The following is a 14,391-nucleotide window of genomic DNA, read 5'->3' as shown; positions in this document are numbered from 1 at the left end:
GGCCGGATGTGCGCACTGCCGAACCGCGACATTTGCCCCTCCCACCCCGCCATGCAAAAGTGCGTTCGATTCAGTGGGGTTCGGTTCGGTGCGGGGGGAGTTCGGGTGGGGTTCGACGAGGAATGGGGGCACCCGCGCACCGAAGCCGCGGTCCGGCCGGCGCCGGACCCGGCGGACGGGCCGCACCCGGCGGCCCTGCGGCGGCTGGCGGAGTTCCGCGACCGGGTGGTGCTCGTCCCGTTCGACGAGCGGGGCGGCCTGTGGACGACCGAACTCGGCGGCCTGGACTGGATCTGTGCCTTCTCCGACGAGGAGGCGCTGTCGCGCTTCGCACTGGCCCGGGGCGAGGCGGAGCACGAGTGGCCCTTCCGGCGGGTGCGCGGCGCCCGGTTGCTGGACGAGGTGGTGGCGGCGCTGGACTTCCCGTGCGGAGTGGCGCTCGATCCGGCGGGTCCTGCCGGAGCGGTCTTCCCGCCCGTACTGGGCATCGTGGCGGACACCGTGGCCGTCGACGGCGAGGCGGCGGCATGAGCGGGGAGCAGCCCGATCTCGACGTGTCCAAGGCAGCGTTGGCACAGATCGCCCGGGGCATCACGGACTGCCTGAAGGAACTGAAGGAGCTCGGCCCGATCGGCACCGCGAGCATGGGCGACGGATTCACCGAGCTGAAGCTGTCGGGCCTGCAGAGCGGCCACGCCGGGCTGACCTCGCAGCTGGACGCGTTCTGCGAACGCTGGAGCTGGGGCGTGCGCACGCTGGTCCAGCAGGCCAACGTGTCCGCGGCCCACGTGGGCCTGTCGGCCGGAATGGTCCACGAGCAAGATCAGTACGTCCAGGGCGGCTTCAAGGTCTTGGCCAACGCGGTCGCCGGGGGCAGCCCGTACGCGTCCGAGCAGGAGGTCGCCGACAAGGACTGGGGCGACGTCCTGTCCGCCAACCCGTACACGAACCTGCGCGATCCCGACTACGGCCCGGGGTCCCTGGCCGAGTCCAAGGAGAACAGCGACCGGGCCTGGAAGCAGACCTGGGAGGACATCGCTCCGAGCCGGAAGGACGACGGCGCGAAGCTGGCCGAGACCCTGCGCGAGCGGACGGAAGGGCAGCAGCCGTGACGGACTGGGGCAAGCTCGCCGACCGGGGTCTCGACGGACTCGCGCACACCTGGGACTCGGCGAAGAAGAGGGCCGGCGAGGAGGCCGGCAAGGCGGCCGACAACCTCGGGGGCGTCCTCGACCGGGTGGGCGCGCACCGCTTGGCCGACCAGGTCGAAGACGTCGGCGGCGACATCGCGTCGGCACTCGGAGCTTCTGTGCGCGAGCAGTTGCTCGGGGAGACCGACCAGGCCGACGAACTGGTCCACGGCTCGCCGTCGGCGATCCGTACGACGGCAGCGCACATGAAGGACTTCCAGGCGGCCTTCGACCAGGTCGGTCAGGGCATGAAGGCACTGGATTCCGGCCACTGGAAGGGCGCGGCGGCCGACGCCTTCCGGGCGAAGTTCGCCGTGCAGCCGACCGGTTGGCTCCATGCCGCCGATGCCTGCCGGACGGCGGGCGGCGCACTGGAGCGCTACGCGGAGACGGTGGACTGGGCGCAGCGGCAGGCCGGACAGGCCATCCTGCTCCACCAGCAGGCGCTCAAGGCCCACAAGGACGCCGCCGACGCCTACACCCGGCAGGCCGACGCCTACCGGGCGAACGCGGCGGCCGGGAAGGACCCGGGCCCGGTTCCCGTCCAGGACGTCGGCGCGGGCGCCGCCGACGCGAAGCATGCCCAGGAGATCCTGGACGAGGCCCGCCGCCAGCGCGACGACGCCGCGGATACGGCCGGCCGCGCCCTGCGGGCCGCGCTGGAGCACGCTCCCGCCGCGCCCTCGGCGCGCGAACGGGCCGTGGCCATGGTGACGGACCAGGCGGCAGGGCAGGCCCTGGAGCTGAACCACGTCGTCGGCGGGGCCGTCAAGGGCACCGCGGGGATGATCAATTTCGCGCGGGGGCTGAGCCCCTTCGACTCGTACAACATCACGCACCCCGCCGAGTACCTCCAGAACGTCAACATGACCCTCGCCGGGCTGGTCTCCGCCCCGGCCCATCCCGAACGCGTCGCCGGCGCCCTCGTCGACCCCTTCCGCGACGACGCGTACGAGGGCGCCGGGCGGCTGCTGCCCGAGCTCGTCGGCACCAAGGGCAGCGGCGGCGCCGTCCGGGCGGCCGAGGCCGCGGCGGGCAAAACGGCTGCCCGGCAGGCGGTGGAGACCGAGGCCCGGGCCGCGGCCCGGGCCAGGGCCGAGCTGAAGTGCGTGGGCGACCCCGTCGAGGTGGCCACGGGCCGGATGATCCTGCCGCAGACCGATCTGGTGCTGCCGGGTTCGCTGCCGCTCGTCTTCACCCGGACCTTCGAGTCCTCGTACCGCACGGGCCGCTGGTTCGGTCCGGCATGGGCGTCCACCGTGGACCAGCGGCTGGAGGCCGACGCGGAGGGCCTCGTCCTGATCCGCGAGGACGGCAGCCTCCTCGCCTACCCGCACCCCGAACCCGGGATCCCCGTACTCCCCGCCCACGGGCAACGCTGGCCGCTGACCGTCGACGCGGACGGAGGGTTCACGGTCACCGATCCGCTGAGCGGTCTCGTCCGCCACTTCTCGCACGACGGCCTCCTCACGCAGCTCGACAGCCGCGGCGGTACGTGGATCTCCTTCTCCTACGACGCCTCGGGCGCCCCGCTCTCCCTCGTCCACAGCGGCGGCTACGAGCTGCGCCTGGCCACCTCGGACGGGCGGATCACCGGCCTCTTCCTCGGGGACGGCACCGAGGTGATGCGCTACGCCTACACGGACGGCCACCTCACCCACGTCACCAACTCCTGCGGCAGACCGCTGCGGTTCGGCTATGACGGACTCGGCAGGATCACCTCCTGGACCGACACCAACGACCGCCGCTTCGACTACGTCTACGACGACCGGGACCGCTGCGTCGCCCAGTCCGGCACCAACGGCCACCTGAACGTCCGCTTCGCTTACGAGGACGGCGTCACCGTCCTCACCGACTCCCTGGGCCATGCCACCCGGTTCGAGGTCGACCACCTCGCCCGGGTCACCGCCGAGACCGACCCGACCGGCGCCACGACCCGGTCCGCGCACGACGCCGCGGGCCGGCTGACCAGCCGCACGGACGCGCTCGGCCACACCACCAGCTTCGCCTACGACGACGCCGGACGCCTGGTCCGCCTGATCCGCCCGGACGGCAGCGAGGTCCGAGCGGTGTACGACGCGACGGGCCTGCCGGTGGAGGTCGTCCAGCCGGACGGCCGGGTCTTCCGCGCCACGTACGACGACCGGGGCAACCGCACCTCGGCCACCGCCCCGGACGGCACCACCACGCGCTTCACCCACGACGCCCGCGGCCACCTGGCGTCGGTGACCGATGCGCAGGGCGCGGTCACCACTGTGCGCTGCGATGCGGCGGGCCTGCCGCTGGAGGTCACCGACCCCCTGGGCGGGACCACCCGCCACACCCGCGACGCCTTCGGCCGCCCGACCTCCGTGACGGATCCCCTCGGCCACACCACGCACCTGAGCTGGAGCGTGGAAGGCCGCCTCCTGCACCGGGAGGGACCGGACGGGGCGGCCGAGTCCTGGACGTACGACGGCGAGGGCAATTGCGTCACCCACACGGACGCCGTGGGCGCGGTGACCGTCTCCGAGTACGGGGACTTCGACCTGCTGACCGCCCGCACCGGCCCGGACGGGACCCGCCACTCCTTCACCCACGACACGGAGCTCCGCCTCACCGGTGTCACCAACCCCCAGGGCCTGAGCTGGTCCTACGCATACGATCCAGCCGGCCGACTCGCCGCGGAGACCGACTTCGACGCCCGGACCACGACCTACGCGCACGATCCGGCGGGGCACCTGTCCTCCCGCACGGACACGACGGGCGCGAGGACCACGTACGCACACGACTCCCTCGCACGCCTGGTGTCCAAGGAGACGGCGGACGGCACCACCTCCTACGCCTACGACGCCTTCGGCGAACTGGCGCGGGCCGTCTCCCCCGACGGCACCACCCTCACCCGGGAGCGCGACCGCCACGGCCGTCTGCGGGCGGAGACGGTGGACGGCCGCACCACCACGTACGCGTACGACGCGCTCGGCCGCCGGACCGCCCGCACCACGCCGGGCGGCGCACACTCCGAGTGGACGTACGACGCGGCCGGCCGCCGCGCCTCGCTCAGCGCCTCGGGCCGCACGCTCACCTTCGAGCGCGATGCCGCGGGCCGCGAACTCACCCGCACCCTGGGCGCGGGCCTCTCCCTCGCCCAGGAGTACGACCCGCTGGGCCGCCTCACCAGCCAGCACCTGACCGGACGGGACGGCCGCACGCTCCAGCGCCGCGGCTACGCGTACCGCGCGGACGGCGCGCTCACCTCGATGGCGGATGCCCTCGCGGGACCGGCCGCCTTCACCCTGGACTCGGCGTCGCGCGTCACGGCGGTGGACGCCGCGAACTGGTCGGAGCGCTACGCGTACGACGGCGCGGGCAACCAGACCGGCGCGGCCTGGCCGGCCCGCCACCCCGGCGCGGAGGCCCAGGGGCCCCGTACCTACGCGGGCACCCGGATCACCTCCGCCGGCGCGGTCCGCTACGAGCACGACGCGCTGGGCCGCACGGTGCTGCGCCAAAAACGCCGCCCGTCCCGCAAGCCGGACACCTGGCGCTACACCTGGGACGCGGAAGACCGCATGAGCGGGGTGACCACCCCCGACGGCACGGTCTGGCGCTACCGCTACGACGCGCTGGGCCGCCGCGCCTCCAAGCGACGCCTCACGCCATCGGGCGAGGTGGCGGAGTCGGTCCTCTTCACCTGGGACGGCACCACCCTCTGCGAGGAATCCACCGGGCCGGTGACCCTCACCTGGACCCACGACGGCCTCCACCCCCTCACCCAGGCGGAACGCGTCCTCGGCACCACCGACGAACGCTTCTTCGCCATCGTCACGGACCTCATCGGCACCCCGAAGGAGCTGGTCTCCGAGTCCGGCGCCATCGCCTGGCGGGCCCGCTCCACCCTCTGGGGCACCACCACCTGGCCCCGCGACGCCGAGGCCTACACCCCCCTCCGCTTCCCGGGCCAGTACTTCGACCCCGAAACCGGCCTCCACCACAACCACTTCCGCACCTACGACCCCGAAACGGCCCGCTACCTCACCCCGGACCCCCTGGGCCTGGCCCCCTCCCCCAACCCGACCACCTACGTCCCCAACCCCCACACCTGGTCGGACCCCCTGGGCCTTTCACCCTGCCCCGCGGTCCCCGAAGGCAAGCTCAACTATTTGTTCAACCGTGACATCAAACCAGATCCCCATAATTCATCTCGCGCGAAGCAAAATGCGGAGCAGCTAAGAAGCATCGGTTTCGGCGACACTCCAGCCTCACGCGAATACGTCAGATCCCATCTCGAAGAGGCGGCCTCAGCCGGAATATTCGAAGAAATGTTCGCCAACGAATACGGCAACTACGGGGTAACACATTCAGTACTCATGGGCCCCAGCGGCATTCGTTCAATGGAGTCCACATGGCAGATAGCAGCCGACGGCACCCCCAGGCTGACTACCGTCATCATCAGAGGCGGCAGCTACTGGCGCTCACTGAAACCCGCCGGCTAACAGGAGGAGCAGAACAGCATGGGATCAGAATTCGTCACACCACCCCCTCAGGCATTCGTCAACGCTCTCGGAATCGAGCCCGCCACAGAGGGCGATTACGGCTACACGTTGCATCTTTCTGACATCACGGACCAGGAGTTGACTTTCTCATACAACTCCATCACCGGCTCCGTAGCACTTTACTCGACGCCTTCAACAGGGGGACTTCCCCTCAAAATTCACCGCGAAGGAGCGACGCTCCTGTGGCTCGACGAGGAGGCGCAGAAAACAAGGATCGTCGTCGAGTTCAGAACCGAGGACACGGTCGGCCGCATGATCCTGCAAGTCTTCCCCAGCCTGGACTTCAGCGAAGAAACACTCATCACGTAGCCGCCGAGAGATTCGACCCCTTCGAACGGGGGAGCAACCGCGCGCCCGGGAACGACGGCGCCGGGCGGGCGGTGTCAGTGGGGGTACTTAGGTTCGGGGCATGGCGATCAACGTGGTGATGTGCGAGGCCGTGGAACTGCCGGGCGGGGACGGGCTCGTCGGCGGCTTCGGGTTCGAGGGCCGGGCCGGCGGGCCGCGGCGGGCGCTCCTGCCGAACGGGCACGAGCTGGAGGTCTACGACCTGGACGAGCTGTTCGCGGGCGAACGCGCCCCCGCCGCCGTCCTCCCGCTGCCCTGGCCGGGCTGGGACCGCGGGGTCCACTCGGTGAGCCCCGACGGCTCGTACGCCGTGTTCAGCGGCCAGCGCGCCGTCAGGGCCGTGGCCGCGGACGGGGGCGCGACCCTCTGGGAGTACCGGCACGGCTGCTGGGGCGCCAGGACCGGCCATCCGCACACCGGGGACGAGCACGAGGTCTGCGACGGCTACGCACACGGGTCCTGCCGGGTCTCCGACGACGGCCGGCTCGTCTGGGCGCACGTCGCGGACGGCGAGCGGGAGCTCTGGGTCGTACTGGACGCCACGGACGGCCGAGAGCTGGCCCGGCTGCCGCTGGACGGCGCCGCCGCCGGCTCGCACCACCGCTCCCACCCGGACGGCGTCCACATGGGCCTGTCCATCGGCATGGGGCAGGACGGCATCCTGCTCCACTGGGCCCGCTGGAACGGCGAGCGGCTGATCGACTGGGACCTCAACGAGACGCTCGACCGCATCCTCACCGACGTCCACCCGGCCCACCGCGGCTTCCTCACCGTCGAGCACTACGGAGCCGACCTGCACCTGCACGCCCTGGACGGCTCCGTCCTCGCCGCGGCCACGCCGGACGGGCACGGCGGCCCCGAGGCCCCACCGCCCTCCTGGGGCCACGGCTGCGGCTTCGTCGACGCCGACACCGTCATCGCGCCCACCGCCGAGGACCACTGGCTGCTCGACGCCCGCACCCTGGAGGTCCGCGGCCGCGTCGCCTACCCCGGCGGCCCGGCCACCGGCCACGTACTCCCCCTCGGCGACGGCACCTGGCTCACCTACGACGGCACGTCCCGCACCCTCGGCCGCTGGGCCGTAGCCACCCGTGAATGATCTACACCAGTTACGGTGAACGCCCCTCCGGCCACGCCCCATTGCGGCAGAAAGCGAGTGCAGACCGATGCAGGAACCGACCTTCGTACTGGTCCACGGGGCCTTCGCGAGCTCCTTCTCCTTCGCTCCGCTCCAGGCCGAACTCGGCCTCCTCGGACACCGCTCGGTCGCCGTCGACCTTCCGGGGCACGGGTTCGCGGCGACGTTCCCGCGGGCCTACCAGGCACCGCAGGACCTCGCCGCGCTCGCCGCCGAACCCGGGGCCGTCAAGGGCGTCACGCTCGCCGACAACGCCGCTCACCTCATCGGAATACTGGAGCGGGCCAAGCGCAACGGGCCGGTCGTCCTCGTCTCCCACAGTCGCGGCGGCATGACCGCCACCGTCGCGGCCAACCAGCGGCCCGACCTGATCGACCGCCTCGTCTACGTCTCCGCCTGGTGCCCCGTCGACCTTCCCGTCGGCGCCTACTACGCCGAACCCGAGATGGCCACCGTCGACAACGCGGGCCTCGCGTCGGCGATGGCCGGCAACCCGGCCGAACTCGGTCTGCTGCGCTGCAACTTCCGCACCGGCGACCCCGGCGTCCTGGCGGCCTTCAAGGCGGCCTTCCTCGCCGACGGGACCGACGAGGAGTTCCTGGTCCTCCTCAACACCTTCCAGCCCGACGAGAACCTCGACGTCGGCACCCCCGACGACCGGGCGCGGGCCGGCAGCTGGGGGCGGATCCCCAGGACGTACGTCCGGCTGGCCGGGGACACCAGCGTGCCGCCCGCCATGCAGGACCGGATGATCCGCGAGGGCGACGCGCTGACGCCGCAGAACCCCTACGACGTCCGCACGCTCCCCGGCAGCCACCTGAAGTGGCTGGTCGACCCGGCACCGGCGGCCCGGCTGCTGGCCGAGGTGGCCGCGATGTGAACCCGGCCCCCCGTGACCGCCCAGGGGACGCACTCGGCCCACAGGAGCTTCCCCGCGTGGGGGCCGTTCAGCCGGTACGAGCCGTAGCGGGCCGCGCAGAGCCGTACGAGGAGCAGCCCGCGGCCCGCCCTCGGGCGGCGGCGGGCCGAAGGGGGACGGGATCCGGGGGCTGGTGTCCCAGACCCCGACCCGGAGCCGGTCGGCCGCCATCGCGCGCAGCCGCAGTGCGCAGGGGCCGCGGGTGCGGCGGTAGGCGTTCGACACCAGCTCGACGCGGTGGCCCTGCCGCCCGGCCGGACTCGCGATCTCATCCATTCCATTGCCCGAGACCTCTGAGGGGAAGACCGTGCACGAACCCGGCTGGCAGCGGTCCTCGTACTGCCCCGAAGGCAGTTCCTGCGTCTACGTCGCCGTCGGCGACGGGGGCCGCGTGCTCGTCGGGGACGGGCCCGAGCCCAGCAGGGTCCTCGCCGTCTCCCCCGCCGCCTGGGGGGTCTTCCTCGGGGACGCCGTGAACGCGCGGCGGTAGGCCGTCGGGGAGACGCCGATCGCCGCCGCCAGGTGCTGGCGCAGGGAGACGGCCGTGCCGAAGCCCGACCGGGCGGCGACCTGGTCCACCGGGAGGTCAGTGGTCTCCAGCAGGCGGCGGGCGTGGTCGACCCGGCGCTGGGCCAGCCACTGGCCCGGCGGCGTGCCGACCTCCTCCCCGAAGCGGCGGCAGAAGGTACGTACGCTCATCCGGGCGTGCTCCGCCAGCTCCGTCAGCGGCAGCGGCCGGTGCAGGTGCTCCAGCGCCCAGGCGCGGGTGGCCGCCGTGGTGGCGGTGGCGGGCTCCGGCATCGGGCTCTCGATGTACTGCGCCTGCCCGCCCTCCCGCCACGGCGGGACCACGCACAGCCGGGCCACCCGGTTGGCGACCTCGCTGCCGTGGTCGCGGCGCAGCAGGTGCAGGCACAGGTCGACCCCGGCGGCGACCCCGGCCGCCGTGAACACCCGGCCGTCCTCGACGAACAGCACCTTCGGGTCGACCTCCACGCGGGGGAAGCACCGCTGGAAGCGCGCCGCCTCGTTCCAGTGCGTCGTGGCGCGGCGGCCGTCGAGGAAGCCCGCCGCCGCGAGGACGTACGAGGCCGAGCAGATCGAGACGAGACGGGTGGTGGGCGCCACCCCCGCCAGGGCCCCGGCCAGGCCGGGCGGCAGCCAGTCGCGGGCCGGGTCGGGGTCGCAGGTGAAGGGCGGGATGACGAGGGTGTCCGCCGTGCGCAGGGCCTCGGGGCCGTGGGAGACGGTGAGCGCGTAGTCCGCGCTCGTCGTCACCGGGCCGCCGTCGAGGCCGCAGGTGGTGACCTCGTAGAGGGGTTCGCCGGCCGGGCCCGCCGCCGTGCCGAAGATCTTGGCCGGGATGCTGAGCTCGAAGGGGTAGACGCCTTCGAGGGCCAGGACGACGACGCGGTGCGGTCTCTTTCCGATCATGTCGACGATCATGGCAGGATTCTTTCACTTGCTGACATTCCTGCCACTCGTTCCGGCCTTCGCGCTGCGCGAACCTGATCTCGGACGGGCCGCCGACGGCCCCACCGGACCAGGGGGAAACGATGGGAACGACGGGAACGACGGGTATGCGCATGCGGGCGATCGGGCAGGACCGCTTCGGCGGGCCCGAGGTGCTGAAGGTCGTCGAGGTGGAGCGGCCGGTGCCCGGGGTGGCCGAGGTCCTCGTACGGGTCCACGCCGCCGGGGTCAACCCGACCGACACCTGGCACCGGGCCTCCGGCGGACTCGGCACCGGGACGATCCGGCTGGGCTGGGACCTCTCCGGGGTCGTCGAGGCCGTAGGCCCCGGCGTCACCACCCTCGCCCCCGGCGACGAGGTGTTCGGCATGCCGCGCCACCCGCTCCCGGCGGGCACGTACGCCCAGTACGTCACCTCGCCCGCCCGGCACCTGGTCCGCAAGCCGGCCGGACTGACCCACGTACGGGCCGCCGCCCTGCCCCTCGCGGCGATGACCGCCTGGCAGGCCCTGGTGGACACCGCCGGCGTGCGGCCCGGGCAGCGGGTCCTGGTACACGCGGCGGCGGGCGGCGTCGGCCACCTCGCGGTGCAGATCGCCAAGGCGCGCGGGGCGCACGTCATCGGCACCGCCCGGGCCGCCAAGCACGCCTTCCTGCACGGGCTCGGCGCGGACGAGGCTCTCGACTACACCACGGCCGACTTCGAGACGGCGCTCGATCCGGTGGACGTGGTGATCGACACGATCGGCGGGGCGTACGGACCGCGCTCGCTGCGCGTGCTGCGCCCCGGCGGGCTGGTGGTCTCGCTCGCTTCCCCCGCCGAGGCCCGACTGGCCGATGCGGCGCGGCCGTTGGGGCTGCGCGCCGCGTTCATGGCCGTGGAGGCCGACCAGGCGGGGCTGCGGGAGGTGGCCGCCCTCGCGGAGGCGGGGCTGCTGCGGCCGCACGTCGAGGCGGTGTTCCCGCTGGAGCGGGCGCAGGAGGCCCACCGGCTCAGCGAGACCCGAGGGACGACTGGCAAGATCGTCCTTTCCGTCACCCACTGACCCCGGCCGCCAACGGCCCACCAACAGCCCACCGACAGCCCCGATCCGCCAAGGAGAAGAACCCGATGGCCACCTTCGTCCTCGTCCCCGGCGCGTGGCACGGCGCATGGACCTTCGAACCGCTCGCCCGGCTGCTGCGCGCCCACGGGCACCAGGCGTTCGCACTGACCCTGACCGGGGTGGGCGACCGCAGCCACCTGCTCTCCGCCACGGTCAACCTCGACACCCACATCGCCGACGTCGTGAACCTCCTCGCCGAGCACGAGGTCACCGACGCCGTGCTCGTCGGCCACAGTTACGGCGGCATGGTGATCACCGGGGCCGCCGACCGCGCCCCGGAGCGGGTGGCGGGCCTGGTCTACGTCGACGCCCTGGTCCCCGGGGACGGGGACTCCTGCTGGTCCCTCGTCACCGAGCGGGAGCGCGGCTGGTACCTGAACGGCGTGGGCGAGACCGGCTACGCGAGCGCCCCGCTGCCCTTCTTCGACCCGCGGGCCACCCCGCACCCGCTGGCCTCCCTGATGCAGGCCGTGCGCCTGGAGGGCGGGCTGGAGCGCGTCGGCGGCCCCCGCGACTTCGTGTACGCGACGGGCTGGGGCGGGGGTTCCCCCTTCACCGCGCTCTACGAACGGCTCTCCGCGGACCCCTCCTGGCGCACGCACGCCGTCGCGTCGGGGCACAACGTGATGGGCGAAGCCCCCGACGAGCTCCTGAAGGTGCTCCTGGACGCCGCCCCCGGCGCCTGACCCCACCCCGGGGCCCCCGGCAGGGCCCCGGGGTCAGCGCGGCCCCCGGCTCAGTGGGCGCCGGCGGTGACGGCCTCCAGGAAGGGTTCCAGGACGGCCCGCCAGGCGGCCGGCTGGTCGTAGTGGAGGTAGTGGCCCGCGTCCGGGATCTCGGCGTACTGGCCCGCCGGGAGCACGCGGACCATCTCCTGGGCCTCCGCGCGGCCCAGTTCGCCGTCGAGGCCGCGGACGACCAGGGCGGGGCAGCGGACCTGGGCCAGCTCCTCCCAATGGGCGTCGTGCACCCACGTCTCGCGGGCGGTCAGCATCTGGTGACGGGAGAAGACCGGGCGCCAGCCGTCCGGGGCCCGGTGCATGACCTCGGCGAAGAAGGCACCGCGGCCGGGGTCGGGGCGTTCCACCCGGGGGTCGTCCTCGCCGAACCAGCGGCGGGCGGCGTCCTGTGTGGGGAAGGGCAGCGGCCAGCGGCGGAACCATTCCTCCCACTCCTGCTGCGAGGCCTCGCCGAGCGCGGACGCCCGCATGTCGCAGATGACCACCGCCTGGACGAGCTCGGGGCGGCGGGCGGCGAGCTGCCAGGCCGTGAGCGCTCCCATCGAGTGGCCGATCAGGACCGCGGGCGCCATGCCGAGCCCCTCGATCACCGCCTCGGCGTCGGCCACGAAGGCCTCGCGGCCCAGGGAATCGCGGACGCCGGGGCCGGCGGGCGGCCGCTCGCTGTGGCCGTGGCCGCGCTGGTCCAGGGCCACGACCCGGCGCTCCTCGCCGAGCCAGCGCGCGGTGCCGGCCCAGTGCAGGGCGCGGCCCATCAGGCCGTGGAGTAACAGGACGGGCGGATGCCGGGGCTCCGCCGGCGGTTCGCGGAACTCCCAGGCGGCAAGGCGGAAGCCGTCGGCCCCCGTCACATCGATGCGCTGTACCACCGCAGATGCACCCCCTTCGCTCCCGGCCAGACTATCGAACCCGCATTCGAAAACGGGCGTCTCGCCGACAACACCGCTCTTTCGAGTGACCTTGCTCAAGGATTGGCCGCCGCTGCCGATGGAGATCCTTTCAGCAGGGAGGCGGGCCGCTCGGGGAAGACGGTCCGAAGGGGATGACCTTGAGAGCTCGGGGCTCCAGGTCAGCCAGGGGAGGACGGGTCCCGGCGCCGCGAGGCGCCGGGACCTTCCACCGCTCCTACGGCGTCAGCGCTTGGCGACGAACACGTGCGAGGCGATCTCCGAATCCAGCTCGGCGGCCTCGCCGCCGCTGCCGACCAGCACCCCGCCCGGGGACTCCGTCACGCTCACCACCGAGCCGGGCTGCACGCCCGCCCGGCGCAGCGTGTACATCAGCTGGGCGTCGGTCTGGATCGGCTCCCCGATCCGGCGCACGATCACCGTCTTGCCCTCGCTGCCCGGGTCCAGCTCCGAGAGGCTGACCATGCCCTCCTCCAGGAACGGGTCCGCCTCGGCCTTCTCCCCCAGCTCCTCCAGCCCCGGGATCGGGTTGCCGTACGGCGACTCGGTCGGGTGCCGCAGCAGCTCCAGCACGCGCCGCTCCACCGCCTCGCTCATCACGTGCTCCCAGCGGCAGGCCTCGGCGTGCACCTGCTCCCACTCCAGGCCGATGACGTCGACGAGCAGGCACTCCGCGAGGCGGTGCTTGCGCATCACGCGCGTCGCCAGCTTGCGGCCCTCGTCCGTCAGCTCCAGGTGCCGGTCACTGGCGACCGCCACCAGGCCGTCACGCTCCATGCGCGCGACCGTCTGGCTCACGGTCGGACCGCTCTGGTCCAGCCGTTCCGCGATCCGAGCGCGCATGGGGACCACGCCTTCCTCTTCCAGCTCGAGGATGGTGCGGAGATACATCTCCGTGGTATCGATCAGTCCGGACATTCGTGCCCCTCGGATTGCGTGACGCTGGCCCTGCCCCCAATTCTGACGCATCGCACGGACAACCGTCCCGCGCCGAGCGTCAAGGCATGTACTGGACATGTGCGGGGGATCTTCACCGGCGCCCCGCGGGCCGCCGCCCGCCCACGTGGCGGGGCCTTTCGGCCCGGGATTGACGTTCGTATTGACACGCCCTTGGTCCAGACCGCACGGTGAGCGGCGGACACCGACGACGCAGCCACCTCACCCCACCCTGGAAGGGCCTTCGGCGTATGAGCGAGAGCAAGCTGGCCGGGCAGTTCTTCGACGCCGCCATCGGCCTGCTGGAGCGGGTGCGGGACGAGGAGGGCAGCCGGATCGCCGAGGCGGGCGCCGTGATCGCGCAGGCCGTCGCGAACGGGAACCGGCTCTTCGCCTTCGGCGCCGGACACTCCTCGCTGCCCGCGCAGGACGTGGTGTACCGGGCGGGCGGGCTCGCGCTGATGAACTTCCTGGCCGTCCCCGGCACCGCCGGCGTCGACGTCATGCCCGCCACCCTGGGCAGCGCGCTGGAACGGGTCGACGGGCTCGCCGGAGCGGTCCTGGACAGCAGCCCGGCCTCCGACGGCGACGTCCTCGTGATCATCTCCCTCTCCGGGCGCAACGCGCTGCCCGTCGAGATGGCGATGAACGCCCGCGCGATCGGCCTCAAGGTCATCGGCGTGACGTCGGTGGCGTACGCGACGGGGACCAAGTCGAGGCACGTGTCGGGCACCTACCTCAAGGACCACTGCGACATCGTCCTCGACAGCAAGATCGCGGTGGGCGACGCGGAACTGACCGCCGACGGCATCGACGCCCCCTTCGCCCCCGCCTCGACGGTGGTGACCAGCGCGATCATGCAGGCGGTGATGGCGGCGGCGGCCGGCGAACTGGCCGCGCGCGGCCTGGAGCCGCCGCTGCTGCGCTCGGGCAACGTCGACGGCGGCCACGAGTGGAACGGCCGCGTGATGCAGGAGTACGGCGACCGGATCTTCTTCCGCCACTAGGGGCTGTCGTCGAAGTCGTGTCGTAGCCCGGAGGGCGGCCCCGCGGCGTCCGGTGCGTGCTCTCGGCGTGCCGGGCGGAAGCCCTCGTACT

General features: G+C 72.9%; 12 protein-coding genes and 1 pseudogene. 10 read left to right on the top strand and 3 right to left on the bottom strand.

Going from position 1 to position 14,391, the window contains the following annotated elements; all coding sequences use genetic code 11:
- Positions 1 to 105 precede the first annotated feature (105 nt).
- The 7 genes and pseudogenes from ACGFXC_RS35430 to ACGFXC_RS35400 form a co-directional block, all read left to right on the top strand.
- Positions 106 to 531 carry an SseB family protein gene (locus tag ACGFXC_RS35430; protein ID WP_393719033.1) on the top strand — a complete coding sequence of 142 codons (426 nt, stop codon included), beginning with the start codon at positions 106 to 108 and terminating at the stop codon, positions 529 to 531.
- Positions 528 to 1,112, top strand: coding sequence for a hypothetical protein (locus ACGFXC_RS35425; protein WP_393719032.1), 585 nt, complete (start codon positions 528 to 530; stop codon positions 1,110 to 1,112). The genes ACGFXC_RS35430 and ACGFXC_RS35425 overlap by 4 nt, the downstream gene beginning before the upstream one ends.
- The gene (locus tag ACGFXC_RS35420) at positions 1,109 to 5,665 is read left to right on the top strand and encodes a putative T7SS-secreted protein (RefSeq protein ID WP_393719031.1); all 4,557 of its coding nucleotides are present in this window, start codon (positions 1,109 to 1,111) and stop codon (positions 5,663 to 5,665) included. Before ACGFXC_RS35425 ends, ACGFXC_RS35420 begins: the two co-directional genes overlap by 4 nt.
- Positions 5,666 to 5,683: 18 nt before the next feature.
- Complete coding sequence (locus ACGFXC_RS35415; protein WP_393719030.1) at positions 5,684 to 6,034, top strand: hypothetical protein; 351 nt, start codon at positions 5,684 to 5,686, stop codon at positions 6,032 to 6,034.
- Positions 6,035 to 6,134: 100 nt separating this feature from the next.
- Positions 6,135 to 7,172, top strand: a complete 1,038-nt coding sequence (locus ACGFXC_RS35410; protein WP_393719029.1) for a hypothetical protein — start codon at positions 6,135 to 6,137, stop codon at positions 7,170 to 7,172.
- A gap of 67 nt (positions 7,173 to 7,239) precedes the next feature.
- Complete coding sequence (locus ACGFXC_RS35405; protein WP_393719028.1) at positions 7,240 to 8,091, top strand: alpha/beta fold hydrolase; 852 nt, start codon at positions 7,240 to 7,242, stop codon at positions 8,089 to 8,091.
- A gap of 346 nt (positions 8,092 to 8,437) precedes the next feature.
- Positions 8,438 to 8,539 (top strand): annotated as a pseudogene (locus ACGFXC_RS35400) (DUF397 domain-containing protein); the annotation flags it as partial.
- Here the strand turns inward: ACGFXC_RS35400 and ACGFXC_RS35395 are convergent.
- Positions 8,494 to 9,564 carry a GlxA family transcriptional regulator gene (locus tag ACGFXC_RS35395; RefSeq protein WP_393719027.1) on the bottom strand — a complete coding sequence of 357 codons (1,071 nt, stop codon included), beginning with the start codon at positions 9,562 to 9,564 and terminating at the stop codon, positions 8,494 to 8,496. The pseudogene ACGFXC_RS35400 and the gene ACGFXC_RS35395 overlap by 46 nt on opposite strands.
- Positions 9,565 to 9,686: 122 nt before the next feature.
- On the opposite strand from ACGFXC_RS35395, the gene ACGFXC_RS35390 reads away from it, so the two are divergent.
- Both ACGFXC_RS35390 and ACGFXC_RS35385 read left to right on the top strand, forming a co-directional pair.
- Positions 9,687 to 10,649, top strand: coding sequence for an NADP-dependent oxidoreductase (locus ACGFXC_RS35390; RefSeq protein ID WP_393719026.1), 963 nt, complete (start codon positions 9,687 to 9,689; stop codon positions 10,647 to 10,649).
- A gap of 65 nt (positions 10,650 to 10,714) precedes the next feature.
- On the top strand, positions 10,715 to 11,395 hold the full coding sequence (locus ACGFXC_RS35385; protein WP_393719025.1) for an alpha/beta fold hydrolase: 681 nt from the start codon (positions 10,715 to 10,717) through the stop codon (positions 11,393 to 11,395).
- A gap of 50 nt (positions 11,396 to 11,445) precedes the next feature.
- On the opposite strand, the gene ACGFXC_RS35380 is transcribed toward ACGFXC_RS35385, so the two are convergent.
- Together ACGFXC_RS35380 and ACGFXC_RS35375 are read right to left on the bottom strand one after the other, a co-directional pair.
- A complete protein-coding gene (locus tag ACGFXC_RS35380) occupies positions 11,446 to 12,318 on the bottom strand; it encodes an alpha/beta fold hydrolase (RefSeq protein WP_393719024.1) in 873 nt (290 codons plus the stop codon).
- 264 nt (positions 12,319 to 12,582) lie between these two features.
- Positions 12,583 to 13,275, bottom strand: a complete 693-nt coding sequence (locus tag ACGFXC_RS35375; RefSeq protein WP_393719023.1) for a metal-dependent transcriptional regulator — start codon at positions 13,273 to 13,275, stop codon at positions 12,583 to 12,585.
- A 269-nt stretch (positions 13,276 to 13,544) separates the two neighbouring features.
- On the opposite strand from ACGFXC_RS35375, the gene ACGFXC_RS35370 reads away from it, so the two are divergent.
- Positions 13,545 to 14,300: an SIS domain-containing protein gene (locus tag ACGFXC_RS35370; RefSeq protein WP_393719022.1), complete on the top strand. Its 756-nt coding sequence runs from the start codon at positions 13,545 to 13,547 to the stop codon at positions 14,298 to 14,300.
- Positions 14,301 to 14,391: the final 91 nt, after the last annotated feature.

Origin of the sequence: Streptomyces sp. NPDC048507, assembly GCF_043199995.1 — a bacterium.
GTDB lineage: Bacteria > Actinomycetota > Actinomycetes > Streptomycetales > Streptomycetaceae > Streptomyces.
This window is presented reverse-complemented; position numbering and strand designations above follow the sequence as displayed.

Bases quoted from the DNA above. Each gene is read 5' to 3' on its own strand.
- ACGFXC_RS35375 (WP_393719023.1), bottom strand. From the start codon at position 13,275: ATGTCCGGACTGATCGATACCACGGAGATGTATCTCCGCACCATCCTC.
- ACGFXC_RS35415 (WP_393719030.1), top strand. From the start codon at position 5,684: ATGGGATCAGAATTCGTCACACCACCCCCTCAGGCATTCGTCAACGCT.
- ACGFXC_RS35410 (WP_393719029.1), top strand. From the start codon at position 6,135: ATGGCGATCAACGTGGTGATGTGCGAGGCCGTGGAACTGCCGGGCGGG.
- ACGFXC_RS35385 (WP_393719025.1), top strand. From the start codon at position 10,715: ATGGCCACCTTCGTCCTCGTCCCCGGCGCGTGGCACGGCGCATGGACC.
- ACGFXC_RS35395 (WP_393719027.1), bottom strand. From the start codon at position 9,564: ATGATCGGAAAGAGACCGCACCGCGTCGTCGTCCTGGCCCTCGAAGGC.
- ACGFXC_RS35405 (WP_393719028.1), top strand. From the start codon at position 7,240: ATGCAGGAACCGACCTTCGTACTGGTCCACGGGGCCTTCGCGAGCTCC.
- ACGFXC_RS35370 (WP_393719022.1), top strand. From the start codon at position 13,545: ATGAGCGAGAGCAAGCTGGCCGGGCAGTTCTTCGACGCCGCCATCGGC.
- ACGFXC_RS35425 (WP_393719032.1), top strand. From the start codon at position 528: ATGAGCGGGGAGCAGCCCGATCTCGACGTGTCCAAGGCAGCGTTGGCA.
- ACGFXC_RS35390 (WP_393719026.1), top strand. From the start codon at position 9,687: ATGGGAACGACGGGAACGACGGGTATGCGCATGCGGGCGATCGGGCAG.